This window comes from Anaerococcus obesiensis ph10 (assembly GCF_000311745.1).
GTDB lineage: Bacteria > Bacillota > Clostridia > Tissierellales > Peptoniphilaceae > Anaerococcus > Anaerococcus vaginalis.
In genome coordinates this window covers 408,740-428,867 of the sequence record NZ_HE978532.1, presented here as the reverse complement: position 1 = coordinate 428,867, position 20,128 = coordinate 408,740, and the positions used below count along the sequence as shown (strand labels likewise).

Annotated in this window: 26 protein-coding genes and 1 pseudogene; 26 read left to right on the top strand and 1 reads right to left on the bottom strand. The window is 29.7% G+C overall.

Annotated elements, in window-relative coordinates; genetic code table 11:
• Nucleotides 1-15: 15 nt before the first annotated feature.
• The 19 genes and pseudogenes from eutJ (at nt 16) to HGAG_RS08030 (ending at nt 14,236) form a co-directional block, all read left to right on the top strand.
• Entirely contained in the window at nt 16-792 is a 777-nt protein-coding gene (gene eutJ / locus HGAG_RS08115; RefSeq protein ID WP_208853649.1) for an ethanolamine utilization protein EutJ, read from the top strand.
• A 2-nt stretch (nt 793-794) separates the two neighbouring features.
• A complete protein-coding gene (locus HGAG_RS08110) occupies nt 795-1,088 on the top strand; it encodes a BMC domain-containing protein (RefSeq protein ID WP_019118675.1) in 294 nt (97 codons plus the stop codon).
• Nucleotides 1,082-1,350: pseudogene (locus tag HGAG_RS12425) on the top strand (EutN/CcmL family microcompartment protein). The gene HGAG_RS08110 and the pseudogene HGAG_RS12425 overlap by 7 nt, the downstream one beginning before the upstream one ends.
• A gap of 9 nt (nt 1,351-1,359) precedes the next feature.
• Nucleotides 1,360-1,647: a hypothetical protein gene (locus HGAG_RS08100; protein ID WP_019118673.1), complete on the top strand. Its 288-nt coding sequence runs from the start codon at nt 1,360-1,362 to the stop codon at nt 1,645-1,647.
• 1 nt (nt 1,648) lies between these two features.
• Nucleotides 1,649-2,293: a phosphate propanoyltransferase gene (locus tag HGAG_RS08095; protein WP_019118672.1), complete on the top strand. Its 645-nt coding sequence runs from the start codon at nt 1,649-1,651 to the stop codon at nt 2,291-2,293.
• A 138-nt stretch (nt 2,294-2,431) separates the two neighbouring features.
• Complete coding sequence (gene eutM / locus HGAG_RS08090; protein ID WP_026065049.1) at nt 2,432-2,713, top strand: ethanolamine utilization microcompartment protein EutM; 282 nt, start codon at nt 2,432-2,434, stop codon at nt 2,711-2,713.
• 29 nt (nt 2,714-2,742) lie between these two features.
• Nucleotides 2,743-4,335 (top strand): acetaldehyde dehydrogenase (acetylating), encoded by a 1,593-nt coding sequence (locus HGAG_RS08085; protein WP_019118670.1) that lies wholly within the window; start codon nt 2,743-2,745, stop codon nt 4,333-4,335.
• Between the two features lie 41 nt (nt 4,336-4,376).
• A complete protein-coding gene (eutM, locus tag HGAG_RS08080; RefSeq protein WP_019118669.1) occupies nt 4,377-4,652 on the top strand; it encodes an ethanolamine utilization microcompartment protein EutM in 276 nt (91 codons plus the stop codon).
• Nucleotides 4,653-4,657: 5 nt separating this feature from the next.
• Nucleotides 4,658-5,215, top strand: a complete 558-nt coding sequence (locus tag HGAG_RS10900; protein WP_019118668.1) for a tetratricopeptide repeat protein — start codon at nt 4,658-4,660, stop codon at nt 5,213-5,215.
• Nucleotides 5,209-5,448: a hypothetical protein gene (locus HGAG_RS12170; protein ID WP_019118667.1), complete on the top strand. Its 240-nt coding sequence runs from the start codon at nt 5,209-5,211 to the stop codon at nt 5,446-5,448. Before HGAG_RS10900 ends, HGAG_RS12170 begins: the two co-directional genes overlap by 7 nt.
• Nucleotides 5,445-6,371, top strand: coding sequence for a DUF4037 domain-containing protein (locus HGAG_RS08070; RefSeq protein ID WP_019118666.1), 927 nt, complete (start codon nt 5,445-5,447; stop codon nt 6,369-6,371). The genes HGAG_RS12170 and HGAG_RS08070 overlap by 4 nt, the downstream gene beginning before the upstream one ends.
• A 1-nt stretch (nt 6,372) precedes the next feature.
• Entirely contained in the window at nt 6,373-6,996 is a 624-nt protein-coding gene (locus tag HGAG_RS08065; RefSeq protein WP_019118665.1) for a DUF4125 family protein, read from the top strand.
• Between the two features lie 9 nt (nt 6,997-7,005).
• Nucleotides 7,006-7,866 (top strand): MerR family transcriptional regulator, encoded by an 861-nt coding sequence (locus HGAG_RS08060; RefSeq protein ID WP_019118664.1) that lies wholly within the window; start codon nt 7,006-7,008, stop codon nt 7,864-7,866.
• On the top strand, nt 7,863-8,948 hold the full coding sequence (locus HGAG_RS08055) for a 1-propanol dehydrogenase PduQ (protein WP_019118663.1): 1,086 nt from the start codon (nt 7,863-7,865) through the stop codon (nt 8,946-8,948). The genes HGAG_RS08060 and HGAG_RS08055 overlap by 4 nt, the downstream gene beginning before the upstream one ends.
• A 195-nt stretch (nt 8,949-9,143) precedes the next feature.
• Complete coding sequence (locus HGAG_RS08050; RefSeq protein WP_019118662.1) at nt 9,144-10,271, top strand: ABC transporter ATP-binding protein; 1,128 nt, start codon at nt 9,144-9,146, stop codon at nt 10,269-10,271.
• Nucleotides 10,264-11,061 carry an ABC transporter permease gene (locus HGAG_RS08045; protein WP_019118661.1) on the top strand — a complete coding sequence of 266 codons (798 nt, stop codon included), beginning with the start codon at nt 10,264-10,266 and terminating at the stop codon, nt 11,059-11,061. The genes HGAG_RS08050 and HGAG_RS08045 overlap by 8 nt, the downstream gene beginning before the upstream one ends.
• A 45-nt stretch (nt 11,062-11,106) precedes the next feature.
• Nucleotides 11,107-11,847, top strand: coding sequence for an ABC transporter permease (locus tag HGAG_RS08040; protein ID WP_051008251.1), 741 nt, complete (start codon nt 11,107-11,109; stop codon nt 11,845-11,847).
• A complete protein-coding gene (locus HGAG_RS08035; RefSeq protein WP_019118659.1) occupies nt 11,844-12,923 on the top strand; it encodes an ABC transporter substrate-binding protein in 1,080 nt (359 codons plus the stop codon). Before HGAG_RS08040 ends, HGAG_RS08035 begins: the two co-directional genes overlap by 4 nt.
• 131 nt (nt 12,924-13,054) lie before the next feature.
• Complete coding sequence (locus HGAG_RS08030; RefSeq protein WP_019118658.1) at nt 13,055-14,236, top strand: diaminopimelate decarboxylase family protein; 1,182 nt, start codon at nt 13,055-13,057, stop codon at nt 14,234-14,236.
• Between the two features lie 252 nt (nt 14,237-14,488).
• Here the strand turns inward: HGAG_RS08030 and HGAG_RS08025 are convergent, their stop codons facing one another.
• Nucleotides 14,489-15,202, bottom strand: a complete 714-nt coding sequence (locus tag HGAG_RS08025; protein ID WP_019118657.1) for a GntR family transcriptional regulator — start codon at nt 15,200-15,202, stop codon at nt 14,489-14,491.
• Nucleotides 15,203-15,328: 126 nt separating this feature from the next.
• Here HGAG_RS08025 and HGAG_RS08020 point away from each other — a divergent pair, with 126 nt between their 5' ends.
• The 7 genes from HGAG_RS08020 (at nt 15,329) to modA (ending at nt 20,123) form a co-directional block, all read left to right on the top strand.
• On the top strand, nt 15,329-15,550 hold the full coding sequence (locus HGAG_RS08020) for a putative Se/S carrier protein (RefSeq protein ID WP_004839399.1): 222 nt from the start codon (nt 15,329-15,331) through the stop codon (nt 15,548-15,550).
• Between the two features lie 60 nt (nt 15,551-15,610).
• Nucleotides 15,611-16,756, top strand: a complete 1,146-nt coding sequence (locus tag HGAG_RS08015) for a double-cubane-cluster-containing anaerobic reductase (protein WP_019118656.1) — start codon at nt 15,611-15,613, stop codon at nt 16,754-16,756.
• Nucleotides 16,757-16,931: 175 nt separating this feature from the next.
• Complete coding sequence (gene moaA, locus HGAG_RS08010; protein WP_019118655.1) at nt 16,932-17,879, top strand: GTP 3',8-cyclase MoaA; 948 nt, start codon at nt 16,932-16,934, stop codon at nt 17,877-17,879.
• Nucleotides 17,880-18,350 (top strand): cyclic pyranopterin monophosphate synthase MoaC, encoded by a 471-nt coding sequence (gene moaC, locus HGAG_RS08005; protein WP_019118654.1) that lies wholly within the window; start codon nt 17,880-17,882, stop codon nt 18,348-18,350.
• The gene (locus HGAG_RS08000) at nt 18,331-18,822 is read left to right on the top strand and encodes a MogA/MoaB family molybdenum cofactor biosynthesis protein (RefSeq protein ID WP_019118653.1); all 492 of its coding nucleotides are present in this window, start codon (nt 18,331-18,333) and stop codon (nt 18,820-18,822) included. Before moaC ends, HGAG_RS08000 begins: the two co-directional genes overlap by 20 nt.
• The gene (locus HGAG_RS07995; RefSeq protein WP_019118652.1) at nt 18,809-19,267 is read left to right on the top strand and encodes an MOSC domain-containing protein; all 459 of its coding nucleotides are present in this window, start codon (nt 18,809-18,811) and stop codon (nt 19,265-19,267) included. The genes HGAG_RS08000 and HGAG_RS07995 overlap by 14 nt, the downstream gene beginning before the upstream one ends.
• Nucleotides 19,257-20,123, top strand: coding sequence for a molybdate ABC transporter substrate-binding protein (gene modA / locus HGAG_RS07990; RefSeq protein WP_019118651.1), 867 nt, complete (start codon nt 19,257-19,259; stop codon nt 20,121-20,123). Before HGAG_RS07995 ends, modA begins: the two co-directional genes overlap by 11 nt.
• Nucleotides 20,124-20,128 lie beyond the last annotated feature (5 nt).

Sequence of the window (20,128 nt, the reverse complement as noted above, 5' to 3'; positions counted from 1 at the left end):
AAAAGACTTTGAAGAATCAATAAAAAAGCCTATAAAAACAAAAATAAAAAACTTTACACAGGTATAGATTTAGGAACTGCTTTTATAGTTTTGTGTGTATTTGATGAAGATAAAAAACCAGTTGCAGGAGCATACGAATTTGCTCAAGTTGTTAAAGATGGAATGGTTGTGGATTATATAGGAGCTTGCGATATTGTAAGAAAGTTAAAAAATCAACTAGAAGAAAAACTAGGAGAAGAACTTCTTATAGCAGGATGCGCTATACCACCAGGAACAGAAAATATAGACGGCGGAGCAGTAAAAAATGTAGCAGAGTCAAGTGGTTTTATAGTTGAAAAAGTCCTAGATGAACCATCAGCTGCAAATAAATTATTAAATCTTGATAATGGAGCTGTAGTAGACATCGGTGGCGGTACAACTGGAATATCAATAGTAAAAGACGAAAAAGTAGTAAAAGTTTTAGATGAAGCCACAGGTGGAACACATTTTTCATTAGTATTATCAGGGGCATATAAAATTGACTTTGATAAAGCAGAAGAATTAAAAAGAGATTTTTCAAAACACCAAGAAATATTTCCTGTTGTAAGACCTGTTATAGATAAAATAATTTCTATAATCGAAAATGCAAGCAAAGATCAAAAAATAGATAAAATTGTTTTGGTAGGTGGTACAGCACTTTTAAGTGGAATGGAAGATTATGTTGGTCAAAAGACAAAAATAAAAACATTAAAACCATCAAATCCTATGTTTGTAACGCCAATAGGGATAGCTTTGTCATTAATAGAGGATTAAAAATGGATATTAAACTTATAAAAGCACCAAGCCCAGCCACACTTGATATTATAAAAAATAGATCCAAATTCAAATTGGAAAAAAATCCTGGAGCTTTAGGGCTTGTCCAAGGAAAATTAATAGAAATGACTATGGCAAGTGATATAGCCTATAAAACTAGTGGGGTAGAAGTAGTAGATGTTAGAGGATCATGTCCACAAAATATGATTATGCTTGCAATAATAGGAGAGATGGAAGAAGTTAAAGTTGCCCTAAGAAATATTGAAGAAAAAATTAAGGAAAAAGATATATGGTAATCGCAAAACTTATAGGTAATGTATGGGCTACAAGAAAATATGATTCACTAAATGGTCTTAAATTTATGTTAGTAGAAATTTTAGATGGAAGTGAAAAAATAAAAAAATAGTAGCAGTAGATACAATAGGAGCTGGTAGAGGAGATAGGGTTATTATAACCCAAGGTTCATCTGCAAGAGCAATTCTTGAGGAAAATCAAAATCAAAAAATTCCTGTAGATGCTGTTATAGTTGGAATAATAGATGAGGATTGTGATTTCTAGGAGGTTTTGATGAAAAGACTCATAAGTCAAGAAGAAGTCTTAAAGAAAAAAAATGAAAAAGAAATCTATATCGATGACAACACTATAATCACAGCTGCTGCCAAAGACTTGGCAAAAGATTTTGGCATAGAATTTAAAAAATGTGATTGTAAAGATAAAAAAAATGATATAGAAGAAAAAAAAGAATGTAAAAAATCATCAGCTGTTTTATCAGAAGATCAAATTTACAAGATTCTAAAAAAAGGAATAGAACAAGGCCTATTATCTGAAAATGATATTGAAAGGATAATAGGATAGGATGAATGAATTTAGTCAGTTGCTAGAAAGCTTAGTAGACAATTATAAAAATAATAAGCAAAAAGTTAATATAGATCTTTATAAGATTCCTGTAGGAATATCAGGAAGACACATTCACTTATCTCAAGAAGATTTAGATACACTTTTTGGGAAAGGATATAAGCTTACACCAATAAAAAGCCTATCACAACCAGGACAATTTGCATGCAAGGAATGTGTGACAATAGCAGCAAAAAAAGGTTGCATAGAAAAAGTTAGAATAATAGGTCCAGTAAGAAAACAAAGTCAAGTAGAAATACTAAGATCAGATGCCTTTAAACTTGGTATAAAACCAGTACTAAGATTGTCAGGAGATATTAAAGATACTCCAGGAATCACAGTAATAGGACCAGAAGGAACAGTTGTTTTAAAAGAAGGCACAATAGTTGCTCAAAGACACATTCATTTTAACAATCTTCAAGCGAAAGAAAGAGGATTAAAAAATGGAGATATAGTTTCAATAAAAACTAAAGGCGAAAGATCAGCATTACTTGAAAATGTAAGTGTTAGAGTAGGAGATAACGGATATCTTGATTGTCATATAGATCAAGAAGAAGCCAATGCTCTAGGATTAGGTCCTAAAGACTTTATAGAAATTATTATATAAGGGGTTTAGATGACAGAAAAAAAGAAAGAAGTAGCAAAAAAAACAGAAGCTACAAAAAATGAAGAAGTGAAGACAGAAGTAAACAAAAAAAACACAAATAAGATCGTAAAAAAAGTAGAAAAAAAGGAGATAAAAAAAATGGCACAATTAGACGCATTAGGAATGATCGAAACAAAAGGATTAGTAGGAAGTATTGAAGCAGCAGATGCAATGGTAAAAGCAGCTAACGTTACACTTGTAGGAAAAGAACACGTTGGAGGAGGACTTGTAACAGTTTTAGTTAGAGGAGATGTAGGAGCAGTAAAAGCAGCAACAGATGCAGGAGCAGCTGCAGCACAAAGAGTTGGAGAATTAGTATCAGTACACGTAATCCCAAGACCACACACAGAAGTTGAAACAATCTTACCACACAAAGAATAATTAACAAATAAATTAGAAAGAAGGTAAGCATGGCAGAATTAGATTTTGATCTATCTTCAATTCAAGCAGCAAGAGATCTTGCTAGAAAAGGAGCCGAAGCAGAAAAAAAATTAAAAAATTATACATTCGATCAAATTGATAGAATTATAAAAGCTATTGCTGAAGCTGGAGAAATTCACGCAAAAGAATTAGCAGAAATTGCAGTAGAAGAAACAGGCTTTGGAAAGGTAGAAGATAAAATATATAAAAATCACATGGCAAGTGGACTTTTATATGAAGAAATTAAAAATCAACAAACTATAGGAATAGTAGATGCTGACCAAGAAGGTCAAGTTATTACTATAGCAGATCCTGTTGGTTTGGTAATGGGAATTGTTCCATCAACAAATCCAACATCAACAGTTTTATACAATTCAATGATAGCTATAAAATCTAGAAACCCTATAATCTTTAGTCCACATCCAAAAGCTAGTAAATGTACATCAAGGGCAATAGAAATTGTAAATGATGCAGCCGTAAAAGCAGGAGCACCGGAAAATATAGTTCAAGGATTAACAAAACTTTCAATGGATGCAACAAATGAATTAATGCATGCTGATGAAGTTAAATTAATCATAGCAACAGGTGGTCCAGCAATGGTAAAAGCAGCATATTCTGCTGGAAAACCAGCTATAGGAGTTGGAGCAGGAAACTCTCCAGCTTATATAGAAAAAACTGCTGATATTAAAAAGGCTGTTAGAAACATAATGGCATCAAAAACTTTTGATAATGGAACAATTTGTGCATCAGAGCAATCATTAATAGTTGAAAGATCAAATAGACAAGAAGTTGTATCAGAATTTAAAAAAGCTGGTGCATATTTCATGACTGATGAAGAATGTAAAAAAGTTTGTGCCTTATTATTTAGAAATGGAACAGCTATGAATCCTAATTTTGTAGGTAGAAGTGCAAAAGTTATAGCAGATGCAGCAGGAATTAGCATACCAAGCGGAACTAAAGTACTTGTAGGAGAACAATATGGAGTTGGAAAAGAATATCCATTATCCTACGAAAAATTAACATCAGTACTTGGTTTTTATACAGTAAATGATTGGAAGGAAGCTTGCGATCTTTCATTTAAACTTTTGGAAAATGGAATAGGACATACAATGAGCCTACATACAGAAGATAAAGAAATAGCAAGAAAATTTGCTATAAAACCAGCAAGTAGGATCCTTGTAAACACTGGTGGAACAATGGGAGGAACAGGACTTACAACAGGCCTTCCAATAGCTCTAACCTTAGGATGTGGAACAATGGGAGGATCAAGTGTATCAGAAAATGTTGGTCCAAAACACCTTGTAAACTTCAAAAAATTAGTTTATGGAATAAAAGATGCTGATAAACTTGTTGAAGAAGATGAAATATTTAAAAAATATCACGGAAATAATTCTTCATTAAATAACAATTCATTACCAAATTATGGAAACCAAGCAAAATATTTTGAATATTCAACAGGTTGTAATAATTGTAAAACAGAAGAAGAAAAGAAATCTTCAAACTTTAATGAAACAGGTGAGATAAATCTAGAAGAATTAAAAGAAATGGTAGACTCACTAGTAAATGCCTTTAAAGGTGAATAAATAAGTTAATAAAAAAATAAAAAATATAAAGGAGAGAAAAAATGAACGAAGCTTTAGGAATGATTGAAACAAAAGGATTAGTAGGAAGTATTGAAGCAGCAGATGCAATGGTAAAAGCAGCTAACGTTACACTTGTAGGAAAAGAACATGTTGGAGGAGGACTTGTAACAGTTTTAGTTAGAGGAGATGTAGGAGCAGTAAAAGCAGCAACAGATGCAGGAGCAGCTGCAGCACAAAGAGTTGGAGAATTAGTATCAGTACACGTAATTCCAAGACCACATACAGAAGTTGAAACAATTTTACCAAAAAATAAATAAGAATCATGAAATATGATTTATCAAACTTTTATAAAGATTTAAAGCTAAAGTTTAATAAATCAAATGGTAAGGAAGTTATTCTATTTTTGATGGAAGAATTTTCTAAAACTATAAGTTTAAAAGATGAAAGAGCCATTATCGCTGTTGGTAATGAGCTCGCATCTTTTCTTAGAGTAAAGGGTCAAACAGACTTGGCTTATAAGATTTATAAAGTTATAAAGAAATTAGTGTTAGATAATTACGGATTTATTTCAAAAGATTATGCTAGTCTTCTTATAAATATATCGAATTGCCATATAGTTTCTAAAAATTATGATTTAGCAATTGATACTTTGAATGAAACGGAAACTATTCTTAGCCAACTTAGTGATACAAAACATTTAATGGCAAGCGTATATAATAATAGATCTCAAGCTTTTAGGGCAAAAAATATGTTGGATTTAGCACAAGAAGATATTGAAAAAGCTCTAAAAATAATAAAAAATGAAGAAAAAATAGCTGTATCTAAGATAAATCTTGCAGAAATATTAATACTTAAAAAAAGTATGCTAAAGCATTGGTAAATGTAAATGAGGCTATACTTTATTATGAAAAAAATAAATTAAGACTTCCACATTTGGCAAATGCTTATGCGACAGCTGCTAATATTTATTATAATAATAAAGAATATTATACGTCTGTATACTATTATGAAAAAGCTATAAAAGTATTTGATGAAACTGTTGGTGAAGGGCCAGTAAAGGAAATTCTAATTAAAAACCTTAATCAAGCTAAAAAGCAAAAGGAAATATCATGAATGGTATGGAATTATCAAAAAAATATTTTTATGATATAGCCTATCCAATTTTTAAAAATAATTGTCCAGAAATTTTAGATCTTTGTTCAATTGGTCTGGTTGGAGAAGGCTCTGAATGTTTTGGTCTTGATGATGAAATCTCAAAAGATCACGATTTTGGTCTGGGATTTTGTATTTGGTTAAAAGAAGATGATGTAAAAATTTATAAAAATAGGATTAATTCTGTTTTGGAAAAGTTACCAGATGAATTTCTAGGATATAAGAAAGTTGAGTCGAAACTGGTAGATAAAAGAGTTGGTTTATTCTCTTTAGAAGATTTTTATGAAAAATATACATCAGCTAGAAAGTTTCCAATAAGTGATATAGATTTTTTAAAAATACCAGAATCTTTCCTAGCTACTGTTACTAATGGAGAAATTTTTTTAGATAATTGTAAATTATTTTCAGACTATAGAAAATATTTATTAGACTTTTATCCAGAAGATGTACTCAGAAAAAAACTTGCAGCATATCTTTTCCAAATGGCTCAAGCGGGACAATATAATTTAAAAAGATCTCTTGATAGAAATGATATTTCAGCAGTTTTTTTTGCAAAAGCTGAATTTATGGAAGCTTTATTGGGAGTACTTTTTTTATTTGCAAAAGTATATATGCCTTATTATAAGTTAAGATACAAAAGATTAGCACAAATTAATTATTATCCTCGTGATTTGTTTGAGGATATGAATAAATTTATGGAATCAAATCACAAAAAAGATCTTGTTTACTTGAGTGAAAAGTTAAGTATATATGTAAAGGATATATTAAAATATAGATCTATTACTAAATCAAATGATGATTTTTTATTGGCTCATGCTATTGAAGTACAAAATTCAATTATAAATCCACAAATTAAGGCTATTAATTTGGTGAAAGGAAATTGATATGAGATATTTATTTAAAAATATTGACAAGAACTTGATGAAAGATATACTTAGAGATTATAATTTATTATGTGTTTTCGATGAGCTTTCTTGGATTTTAGATTTTGAATGGAAAAACTTTGATGAAATAAGGGGACTTAATGGTAGGGCAGTTTGCCAAGATTCACCTAAAGAATTTTTCATTATGAGGCTTTCTCAATATTTGGCGTATAATCAAAAAATTATAGATTATTTATATAAAGACTTAAAAGAAATTGAAAAAAATGGCGTAAATCCTATTTTTGATAAGTATGCTAGAATGATGGAATTTACAGATAAAGAAAAATTTGAAGATATTAAACAAAACTTAGAAGAATTGTCACCTGTTAAAGTTCATTTATTAGAAAATATAAAAAAAATCTTAAACGATAAGTCAAAAAACATTCCCAAAGAACTAAAAAGAGTAAGACCAACAAAATCTCAACATAAAAGAATTTCATCTAATGACTATTATGTAGCAGAAATTACTTGTTTGTCTTTGAAAACATTATGGGCTATAGAAGAGATGATTGAAAGCCCTTTTTATAATTTAGAAGAAAACATTTATAAAAATACTAAATACTTATTTGAAAAAGTAAATAATTAAGGAGTAAAAATGATCAATAAAGAAAAATTATATTCCATTGGTCAGGCTTCAAATAAAGCGGATGTATCCACAAGAGCTTTAAGACATTATGAAACTGTAGGACTTATAAAACCAGATGTAGTTAAAGAAAATGGATATAGATATTATACAGAGGATACTATTCTCTTGATTTCTATAATAAAATATTTGCAATTTATGGATTTTTCATTGTATGAAATTAGAGACTTTATATTTAATTCAGACTATGATGATGTGAGCAAATCATTCAATGAACTTATTAAAAGAACAAGTAATGAAATAAAAAAATTAGATGAGCGATTAACTATTATAAAAGATTGGAATGAGTTAATATCAGAAGCATCTTCAGCATTTATTATTGGCAATAATACCCCAAGTATTAAATATATAAAACAAAGTGAACTAATATCTTATCCTATAGATTTTAGTTTTTGTTATGAAGATACTGTATTAGATTTAGATTTTGCAAATTTTGTAAAAAGCGAAAATAACAAGATTACAGGTTCTGTAATGTTTTATTTTGATTCTTATATACAAAGATTAAAGTGTGAAAAGGAAAATAGAAACATTAGATGTTTATACATACAAAAAGCAGTTAAACCTATTGAAGATGAAAGAATCATTTTTACATTGAAAGATGGATTCTATGGTTCTATTTATCATTTTGGAAAATATGAAAATTTAAGTAAATCCTATGAAAAACTTAGAGAGTGGGCTAAAAAGTATAGATATAAATTATCAGAAGATGTTATAGAGAGATTTGTGGTAGATTCTTGGACTTTTAGAGATGAAAAAAAATATGTAACAGAGATACTAATACCGATAGAAATGAAAGTTGAGGAAAATATATGACGTTTTCAGTAAAGCCTACTATAAATGTTGGAGATGATAGCATAAAAATTTTAAATTCTTTAAATCCTAATAAAATTTTTTTTGTAACAGATCCATTTGTAGTAGAAAGTAAAATGATAGATCAGGTGACAAAATTTTTAGATAAAAATATTTCCTATGATATTTTTAGCAATATTCAACCAGATCCTAGCCAAGAATTAGTTGAAGAAGGGAAAAAAGCTTTAAAAAATTCAAATCCTGATTTAATCTGTGCCATTGGTGGAGGCTCAGCTATAGATGCTACTAAAGCAATTATATATGATATATATAAGGAAGAAAAAGTAAAAAAAATTTTTGCAGCTATACCGACTACAGCAGGAACAGGAAGTGAGTCTACAAATTTTGCAGTTGTAACAGTAGGCAATGATAAAAAAGTATTAATAGATGATATAATGCTCCCAGATTATGCTTTATTAATTCCCAAATTTACAAAAACTGTACCAAATTTTATTACAGCTGATACAGGTATGGACGTATTAACTCACGCAATAGAAGCCTATAGTAGTAAAAGTGCATCAATATATACCGATACTTTTGCAGAAACTTGCATAAAGACAGTTTTTGAAATATTGCCAAAAGTATATGATGAAGGAGATAGGTTAAAACTTAGAGAAAAAATGCTAGAAGTTTCAAATATGGCAGGAATCGCTTTTAACAATGCAGGACTTGGAATAAATCATTCTCTAGCCCATACAATTGGTGGAACTTTCCATATTTCTCACGGAAGATTAAATGCAATACTTTTACCTTATGTAATAGAATATAATTGTAAAAATAGTGAAGAGGCTAGAAAAAAATTAGACGATTTAGCTCAAAAATTAAATCATAGGGACTACACTTGTTTAATCAAAGTAATAAAAGAAATGAATAAAAAATTTAATATTCCAGAAAAATTAAGTGGACTTGGAAAAATTGATGAAAAAGCTTACCAAGATTCTATAGAAAAGATGGCACTTACAGCTTTAAATGATAGGTGTACACCAACAAATCCAGCTTTGGTAACAAAATTTGACTTGGCAAATATCCTAAGAGATGCTTTTTAAGGTTTTAAAATCAATGTGTAATAAAAAGTGTGATGGTTATAATTATTTATTAGCCGTCACACTTTTTATTTATATTTAAACAAATCACTATTTTATAAGCAAGTTCATAATATTATGTAAAATTTACTAATAAAATATTGTAGACTTGACTTGCAAATTTTTTCTTCTTTTATGTTATACTGTTAAAAGAAACTAATGGGGGGTGATCTTGTGTGTGAAAATTTAGATAAATATTCTGTGGTTTTAAAGGGCGTTTCTAAGTCTTTTGATGATGAAATGATTTTAAAATCGGTCGATTTGGAGCTTGAAAAAGGGAAATTTTATACTCTTTTGGGGCCTTCGGGTTGTGGGAAAACTACAATTTTAAATCTTATTGCTGGATTTTTGGAAGCAAATTCTGGAGAGATTTATATTAATGGAGAAAATGTTTTGGATGTTCCTGCAAGTAAGAGAAAGGTTAATACAGTTTTTCAAAATTATTCTCTTTTTCCTCATATGAATGTTTTTGATAATGTTGCCTTTGGTCTTGAAATTAAAAAAACTGACAAAAAAATTATTAAAAAAGAGGTTGAAAAGGCTCTTGATATGGTAAATTTATCAGGGTTTGAGAAAAGAGAAATTTCTCAAATGTCAGGAGGACAAAGACAAAGAGTTGCCATAGCTCGTGCTCTTGTAAATAAACCTGATGTGCTTTTGCTTGATGAGCCCTTGTCTGCCCTTGATATGAAACTTAGAAAATCTATGCAAGTTTTACTTCGTGATTTGCAATGGGAGCTTGGAATTACTTTTGTTTTTGTAACTCACGATCAAGAAGAGGCTCTTGCTATGAGTGATTGGATTTTTGTAATGGATAAGGGAGAAATTGTCCAACAAGGAAGTCCAAAAGATATTTACGATGAGCCAATCAATCGTTATGTTGCTCAATTTATTGGAGAAAGTAATATTTTAAAGGCAAGGATGGTTGATGATTATAAAGTAGAATTTGCAAATAAAACTTTTGCTTGCTCTGATGCTGGAATTAATAAAAATGAAAGGGTTGAAGTTGTAATTAGACCTGAAGATATTAATGTTGTTCCTATTGAAAATGCTGATATCGTTGTAAATATTGACAATATTTTGTATAGAGGAGTTTTTAATGAATTAATTTGTTTTGATTCTTCTGATTTTAGGTGGAAAATTCATACGACAAGAACTTTTGAAGAAGGCGATGATATTGGAATAAAAATTGATGCTGACAACATCCACGTTATGCGTTATAACGAAAGCGAGGATGATTTTGATAAAAGAATTGAAAAATATGCGATTGGAGAAGATGATGGCTAAAAAATACCAAAAATTATCTGCGATTTATTATTTGTGGATTTTAATTTTTATTATTGCTCCGATTCTTCTTTTGATTTATCAATCATTTTTTGATATTTATGGAAATTTTACTTTAAATAATTATATTTCCTATTTTTCAAATAAAAATTATATGATTATGACTTTCAATTCTTTGTTGACTGCATTTTTGATTACAGCTTTTACACTTTTGTGGGCTTATCCATTTTCATATTTTTTATCAAAGGCCAAGCACAAGGATTTTATTTTGCTTTTGGTAATTCTTCCAACTTGGATAAATTTGGTTTTAAAAGCCTATGCTTTTATTGGACTTTTCAATAAAAATGGAAGTATTATGGGATTTTTGGGACTTGCAAGTGAGGGATTTTTGTTTACAAATCCTGCCTTTATTTTGGTTGCTTCCTACGTCGAACTTCCCTTTATGATAATTCCAATTTTTAGGGCAATAGATTCTATTCCAAATGAATATATTATTGCGAGTGAAGATTTGGGAGCAAATAAATTTCAAACTTTTAGGAAAATAATCCTCCCACTTTCTATGGATGGAGTAATGGCAGCAAGCCAGGCGGTTTTTATTCCTTCTCTTTCACTTTTTCTTATAACAAGAATTATTGGAGGAAATAAAATTATAACTTTGGGAACAGCTGTTGAAGAGCATTATTTGGTAACTCAAAATTGGGGGATGGGATCAACTATTGGGCTTGTCTTGATTTTTATGATGTTTGCAGTTATTTCTATTTTAAATAAAAAGGCGGTCAAAGATGGAAAATAAAAAAATAAAATTGGAAATTTGTATTTATTTTTTGTATTTATAATAATGTATTTGCCCTTAGCTTTTCTGATTTTTTATTCATTTAATAGCGGGGGAAATATGAATGTTTTTGAAAGCTTTACCCTAGATTATTACAAAAAAGTTTTTAATGACGAAAGGCTTATAAATATTGTAATAAATACTTTAATAATTGGCTTATTATCGTCTTTGATTGCAACAATTATTGGAACGCTTGGTGCAATTTCGATTTATTATATGAGAGATAAAAAATTAAAAAAGAAAGTTTTAAGTCTAAATTCAGTCCTTATGGTTTTGCCAGATGTTATGATGGGCGCTTCATTTTTGATTTTATTTTCTTTTTTATTAAAAATTCCTATGGGATTTTTTTCAGTTTTGCTTGCTCACATTGCCTTTTCAATTCCAATTGTGGTTTTGATGGTTCTTCCAAGGCTTTACGCCCTAAATTCTGATATGATGAAGGCTGCTGAAGATTTGGGAGCAAATGATATTACAATTTTAAATAAAATTATTCTTCCAAATATTGCAAGCGGAATATTTGCTGGATTTTTTATGGCACTTACTTATTCTTTGGATGATTTTGCAGTTACATTTTTTGTGACAGGCTCAGGATTTTCAACTCTTTCTGTAGAAATTTATTCAAGGGTTAGAACAGGAATTTCTTTGGAAATAAATGCGCTTTCTTCATTGATTTTTATTTTGTCATTAATTCTTGCAATCGGATATTATGTCATACAAAGTAGAGAAGAAAAAAGGAGGACAAGATGAATAAGGTTTATAAATTTTTCTTAGGAATTTTAACTCTTTGCCTTCTTTTGTTTGTTGGACAAAAAAAATTAAATGAAAAAGCAAAAGATCAGGATTCAAAAAATATTTATTTTTATAATTGGGGAGATTATATTGACCCTGAAATTATAAAAGATTTTGAAAAAGAAACAGGCTATCACGTGATTTATGAAACTTTCGATTCAAACGAGGCGATGATGGCAAAAGTTGAGCAGGGAAAAACTTCCTACGATTTGGCTTTTCCGTCAGAGTATACGGTTGAGATGATGAAAGATAAAAAACTTTTGAAAAAATTAGACCACAAAAAAATAAAAGGTCTTGAAAATATTGACCAAAGATTTTTAAATCTTTCTTATGATCCAAACAACCAATATTCGATTCCATATTTTTGGGGATCTTTTGGTATAATTTATAACAATAAAAAATACAAAAAAGAAGATTTTTCTTCTTGGAAAAATTTGTGGGATAAAAAATTTGAAGGAGAAATTTTATCTTTTGATGGAGCAAGAGAAACACTTTGCATTGGTCTTTTGGCAAATGGAAAAAGTCTAAATGAAAAAGATGAAAAAATTTTGAGAGAAACTAAGGATGACTTGGTTGGTTTTATGAAAAATGTAAAGGCAATTCTTGCTGACGAAATTAGAATGTATATGGCTCAAGGAGAAGCTGATGTTGGAATTACATTTTCTGGAGAAGCCTCAATGGCAAAAGAAATAAATCCAAATCTTTCTTATGCTATTCCAAAAGAAGGTTCAAATATTTGGTTTGATACCATGGTTATTCCAAAAACTTCAAAAAATACAAAGGGAGCTTATGCTCTAATAAATTATTTGCTAAAACCAAAAGTTGCAGCAAAAAACGCAGATTATGTTTGGTATCCAACTCCAAACAAAAAGGCGATGAAATATATTGACAAAGAAGCAAGAAATGATAAGACCTTGTATCCAGATGATGAAGATATAGAAAAATTAGAAGTTTTCAAAAATTTGGGCAAAGAAACAACAATTTTATACAATGATTTGTTTTTGGATTTAAAAATTTCGCCACAAGCAGATTAGATATTTCCTTGAAAATTTACTAGTCAGTAATTTTTCAAGGATTTTTTTATAAATTAATTTATTGTATAATGGATTTAAGAAGTAAATTTAAATCATGAAGAAAGGTTTTCAGACAAAAATAGGAGAAAATTATGCAAGCAAAAAATATTGACGAATTTGTAAGAGAAAACGCCCCTTGTTATATTTATCAAAAAGAAATAATTGATAAATCTTGCCAAAAATTACAGGAAAAATTTAAAAATATAGAATTTTTATATTCAATCAAGGCAAATCCCTTTATGCCAGTTATAAAAACAATCAAAGAAAATGGAATTGGATCAGATGCAGCATCAAGCAATGAAGTTTTGCTTTCAATAAAGGCTGGTATGGAAAAAAATCAAATTTATTATTCTGCCCCAGGTAAAACTATGGAAGATTTACAAAAAGCTTGGGATAAGTGTATTTTTATTGCAGATTCTTTCCACGAACTTGATTTGTTAGATGAATTGGCAAAAAATCACGGAGAAATTTTAGAAATTGGCATAAGAGTAAATCCGAATTATTCTATGACAGATAAAAAAGCCCATTCAAGTAAATTTGGAATTGATGAAGATAAAATTTTTTCTTTCGATTGGGCTTACAAAAATTTAAAACTTGTAGGTCTTCACGTTCACGTTCAAAGCCAAATTCTTGACACAAATCTTCTTTCAAATTATTACAAAAATACTTATGATTTGGCAGTGAAATTTTCAAAACTATCACATGCTGACATTAAATTTATAAATTTTGGCTCAGGCATAGGAGTTGCCTACGACAAAAAAAACGAAGATGATGTGAATTTGGATATTTTGGCAAAAACTATGAAAGATTTATATGAAAAAAATAAAAATGAACTTGGGGCAAAATTTTTGATAGAAAGCGGAAGATTTTTGGTTATGGATTCGGGAGTTTATTACACGCCAATAATCGACAAAAAATATTCAAATGGGAAAACCTACCTTGTTGTAAAAAATGCCATGAATGGTTTTGTCAAAGGACCTATGAAAGAAATGCTAAAACAAGCTTTGGGATATGAGTGCGAAAAAGCCTTTGAGCCACTTTATACAGGAAAAAATCAATGCGAATTTGAAATTATTGGAGAAAATTCCCAAAAAGAAATTGTAGATATTGGGGGACACTTGTGTACAAGTTTAGATTTGTTAGCAAGTGATATAGAATTAAAAAAAGCAAATATTGGCGATATATTGAAAGTTTCAAACGCTGGAGCTTATTGCTTTAGCCTTTCGATTTTACACTTTGCAAGCCATGATTTGCCAAAAGAATTTTTGTTATAAAAATGTAAAAATAAAAAGGACTTTTAAAAAGTGCTCAGAGCGTAAACAAACCCTCAAGCACGAATATCTGACTCCAAAAATTGTTGATTTCTAAATTTTAAAATTCTAAAATCGCAAACTCGCTAACGCTCAAACAATGCGATTTTTGACGAATTTTAAAATTTGAAATCAAATCAATTTTTTTCGTATGATATTCTTAGCATGAGGGTTTGTATACTTTGTCTACAGTCTGAGTACCTTTAAAAAAGTCCTTTATTTTATTTGGTCTTCTATATTTTCAAATTCCAAATCCTTGGAAAGTTTATTTATAGTATGTATGGTTGATTTCCAATTTTCAACTAAAAATTTTCTTGCCTTATCCAAATTTTTTTCTTTTAAGGCGTTAATTATATTCATGTGCTCCTTATAAGTTGTGAAATTTTCATCGCCTGTTTCAAAAAAATAAATTTCCATTCTTTCAACTCTTCTTTTTAGCTTATCAATAATTGGTTTTATTTCAGCATTTCCAGAAAGTTCGATGAAAGCATCGTGAAATTCGTTGTCTTTTTTTATAGTTTTTAATTGGTCTTTTTTTCTATGAAAATAACTTATATCTTCATTAATATCTTGAATTTTTTCAATAAATTTCTCGTCAATTTTGTCGAAAGCTTCAATCAAAGCAAGCTCCTCCAAGCTATAGATAATTGGATAAATATCTTTTGCCTCGCAAGGATTTATAGGAGCAACTATTGTCCAACGATTTGCCTTGGTCATTACTAAGCCCTCGCTTTCAAGTTGCAACAAAGCTTCTCTTACTGGAGTTCTAGAAATTCCCAAATCATCTGAAAGCTCTTGGACTCTAAGTCTTTCGCATGGTTTTAATTCTCCATTAATTATTCTTTGTGCAAGCAAATTATAGGCCTCGTCTTTTACAAAAGTCCTGCTTATTTTTTTTATTTTAACTTTATTTTTACTATTCTCGCTCATAAATTCCTCTTTTATCAAATTATTCTATACAAAAATATTATAACAGAAATATAAATATCTACAAACGTTTCATTGAAAAGGATTTAGTGATATGTTATACTCTACTTATAAATATGAGGAGGAGATATGAAACTTGTTGCAGGATTTGATACGACAAACGATGCTCTTTTGATGGAAAATTTTTGTAAAAACAAAAAAATAAATGGAGAATTAATTCCGGTTCCAGAAGAATTTGGAGCAGGTTGCGGTTTGGCTTTTAGATTTGAAGATGAAAATTTTGAAAAAATAAAAAAAATCCTCAATGATGAAAATATATCGTATAAGATTTTAAAAATTTTAGACATATAATTGTTTTTAATTTGAACTTATAAATAAAACCATAAAAGTGTTTTATCACAAGGAGGTAAAATGAAATTAGTAAAAGATTTACCGGAAGTTTTTGAAGAATTTGCTGAGCAAAGAAAAAATTCTTTTTTGCAAGTTAAAAAAATAAAAGATAGTGGAAAGCCTGTTGTTGGGATGTATTGTACATATTTTCCAAGAGAAATCGCCCAAGCCATGGGAGCAAGAACAGTTTCACTTTGTTCTACATCAGATGAAACTATAAGCGAGGCTGAAAAAGATTTGCCAATTAATCTTTGTCCTTTGATAAAATCATCTTATGGATTTGCAATCACAGACAAGTGTCCATTTTTTCATTTTTCAGATTTGGTAATAGGGGAAACTACTTGTGATGGAAAACAAAAAATGTATGAGCTTATGGGAGAATTTAAACCAGTTCATGTTATGAATCTTCCTCACAATCAAGGAGAAGATGCCCTTAATCTTTGGGAAAAAGAAGTTATTAGAGTAAAAGAAAAAATTGAAGATACTTTTGGAGTAGAAATTTCTGATGAAAATTTAGAAAATCAAATTAAGCTTGAAAATAAAATTAGAAAAGCTTTCAAAAAACTTGCGGGTACAATGGCAAATGATCCAACTCCTATGTCAGGCTATGATTATTTTAAAGTTTTGTATGGTTCAACTTTTAAATTTGATAGGGAAAATCTTGCTGATGAGCTTAATAATTTGGCAGAAAAAATCATGAAAGAATATGATAAAACTCGCCCAAAAAAACCAAGAATTTTAATTACAGGTTGTCCAATCGGTGAGGCAACTGAAAAAGTCATACAAGCTGTTGAAGATAATGGGGCAGTTGTTGTAAGTTACGAAAACTGTACAGGCGAAAAAAATTATGATAGACTTGTAGAAGAAAATACAGACGATCCAATAAAGGCAATTGCAAAAAGATACATAGATATTGGTTGTTCAGTGATGAGCCCGAATAAAAACAGATTTGATTTATTGGATAGGTTAATCGACAAATATAAAGTCGATGCAGTTTTGGATGTAGAGCTTCAAGCTTGCCACACTTATGCAATAGAAACTACATCAATTAGAAAATTTGTAACAGAAGAAAAAAATATCCCATACATATCTTTGGAAACAGATTTTTCAAAAACAGATATTGGACAAATAAATACAAGAATTGCAGCTTTTATAGAAATGCTTTAAGCTAATAGTGAACTTGGTGTAAGAGGGCAAATCTTTTAATTTTCACTTTAGTTATTTAATGAGATTTAGAAGATTTACTTTCTTTCCAAGTTCAATTTTTTTTAAAAATTTTAAGAACATTGTTTATTTGGCTTTAAGCTAGGATATTATAAAAATATAGAAAGTAGTTGATTATATGCTTGATAAGTATGAAAGAAAAATAGATTATTTGAGAATTTCTCTTACAGACCGTTGTAATTATAGGTGCAAATATTGTATGCCGGATGGTCTTTCTTGCAAAAAAAGTCATGAAGATATGTTGACTCTAGAAGAGATTAATGAAATAAGCAAAATTTTTGTAAAAAAAGGAATCAAAAAAATTAGACTTACCGGTGGCGAGCCTTTAGTTAGAAAAAATGTAGAAAGTTTGGTAAAAATGCTTGCTGAAATTGATGGACTAAAAGATTTGGCAATGACAACAAACGGATATTTTTTAAAAGAAAAGGCAGAAATTTTGTGGGAAAATGGACTAAAAAGATTAAATATTTCTCTTGATAGCCTTGATGAGAAAAAATATAAAATTATGAGCCAAGGTGGCGATTTAAAAAAAGTCCTTGATGCAATTTCTTATGCCAAAAATTTTGCTTATAAAATAAAAATTAATTTCGTCTTGATAAAGGGATTTAATGATGGAGAAATTTATGATTTTATAAAATTTGCCAAAGAAAATGACATAGAGCTTAGATTTATTGAGCTAATGCCAATAGGCGGTACGGCAGATTTTTCAAAAGATAAATTTATTTCAAGCGATGAAATTATAAAAAAATTAAATTTAATTCCAATAAAAAATCCCGATACTCATTCGCCAACAAGCCTTTACAAAGTACCAGATTTTGATTATACACTTGGGATTATTGAGCCATTAAGTCATAAATTTTGCTCTACTTGCAACAGATTAAGACTTACAGCTGACGGGAAAATTAGGCCTTGTCTTCATTCGGATTTAGAAATTGATTTAAAAAAAGCAATAAGAGCAAATGAAAATATAGAAAAATTAATTGATGAGGCTCTTATGAAAAAACCTAAAAGACATCATTTGGAAAAAGAAGTAATAAAAGAATCTATGTATAGGATAGGAGGATAAATGTTTACACATTTAGACAAAAATGGCAGGGGGCAAATGGTTGATGTTTCTCAAAAAGAAATTAGCCAAAGAGAAGCCATAGCCAAGGGTTCAATTGAATTAAAAAATGAAACGATAGATGCAATAAAAAATGAAAAAATAAAAAAAGGAGATGTCCTTGCCATTGCTCAAGTTGCAGCAATTCAAGCTGTAAAAAATACATCTTCGATAATTCCTATGGCTCATCCACTTTTATTAAATGGAATAAATGTAGATTTTAATTTTGAGGGAAATTTATTATTTTGCCAAGTAAAAGTTAAGTGCCAAGGAAAAACCGGCGTTGAAATGGAAGCTTTGACGGGAGTTTCAGCTGGTCTTTTGACAGTTTATGATATGTGCAAGGCTCTTGATAAGTCTATGACCATAAAAGATATATATTTAGTAAAAAAATCAGGAGGAAAATCTGGTCTTTATGAAAGAAAAAATTTATAATTACGCCTTTGTGGTAATTTCTGATACCAGATCAAGCGGAGAAAATAAAGACGGATGTATTGACGCTTGTGCAAAAACAATGCCAGAAAATTATAAGATGGTTTATAAGTCTATAATTAACGATGATTTGGAAAATATTGAAAATGAATTAAACAAATTAGTTGGTGAAAATATCCAATTAATTTTAACATCTGGTGGAACAGGACTTTCAAAAAGAGATAACACACCAGAGGCAAGTTTAAAAGTAATAGAAAAACAAACGCCAGGCATAAGCGAGGCTATAAGATTGATTTCAAAAGAAAAAACTCATATGTGGGCCTTATCAAGAGCAGTTTCTGGAATAAAAAATAATTCTTTAATTATAAATTTACCAGGATCTCCCAAGGCTGTCATAGAAAGTATAGAAGGAATTTTGCCTTTTTTAAGTCATGGCTTAGATATATTAGAAGGGGATAATAGTGGACACAATTAACGCAACAGTTTTATCAATAAATATTTCAAAGACAAAGGGAGTGAGAAAGGAACAGATAGGTCAGGGTTTATTTAAAAAAGATTTTGGGCTAGAAAATGACGCCCACGCAGGAAAGTGGCACAGGCAAGTAAGTCTTTTGGCAGTAGAGTCAATTAGAAAAATGGAAAATGAAAATCGCAAATTTGCTTTTGGGGATTTTGCAGAAAATATTACAACCCAAGGAATTGTTTTGCATGAGCTTCCAATAGGAAAAAAATTAAAAATTGGCGATTGCATTTTGGAAGTTAGTCAAATTGGAAAAGAATGTCACAAGGGCTGCGCCATAAAGCAAAGTGTAGGAAAATGTATTATGCCTTATGAGGGAATATTTGCAAAAGTAATTAAAGAAGGCGTGATAAAAACAGGTGATGAAATTAAAATTTTAGGAGAAGAAAATGAATATTAAAAAAATCGCAATGACAGCTCTAGCAGGAGCATTATTAATCGGAACAGCAGCTTGTGGTAACAACAAAAAAAATGACAACAATTCAAATGAAGCTATGTCAAATTCAAATGCAAGCGTAGAAAAATCAAATGAAAATGCGGGCAATATGGAGAAAAAAGACCTTGTAGTATTCGCAGCAGCTTCAATGACAGAAGCCTTAGAAGAATTAAAAACAGAATTTGAAAAAGAAAATCCAAATCTTAGTTTGACCTTCAACTTTGATTCATCAGGAACATTAAAAACTCAAATTGATGAGGGAGCAGACTGTGATGTATTTGTTTCAGCAGCTCAAAAACAAATGGATGAACTTGACAAAGAAGAAAAAATTGACAAAGAAACAAGATTTGATTTACTTGAAAATGAAGTAACTCTTGCAGTAGCAGAGGGAAATGAAAAAGGAATAAAAGATTTTAAAGATCTTGAAAAAGATGAAGTAGAAAAAATCGCTCTAGGAAATGCTGACGTTCCAGTTGGACAATATTCAGAAGAAATTCTTAAAAATTTAGGAATTTGGGATAAGATTCAAGATAAAGTTACACTTGGTTCAAACGTAAAAGAAGTTACATCATGGGTAAGTGAAAAAGCTGCTGATTGTGGAATAGTTTATAAAACTGACGCAAAAACAGCAGGACTTGAAACAGTAGCAGTAGCTGATGATTCAATGCTAGAAAATAAAGTAATTTATCCAGCAGCTTTACTTAAAAATTCAAAAAATCCAGAAGAAGGCAAAAAATATTTAGAATTTTTAAAAGGCGAAAAAGCATCAGAAATTTTAGATAAATATGGATTTAAGCCATTAAATAAAGGCATTAAATAAATAGA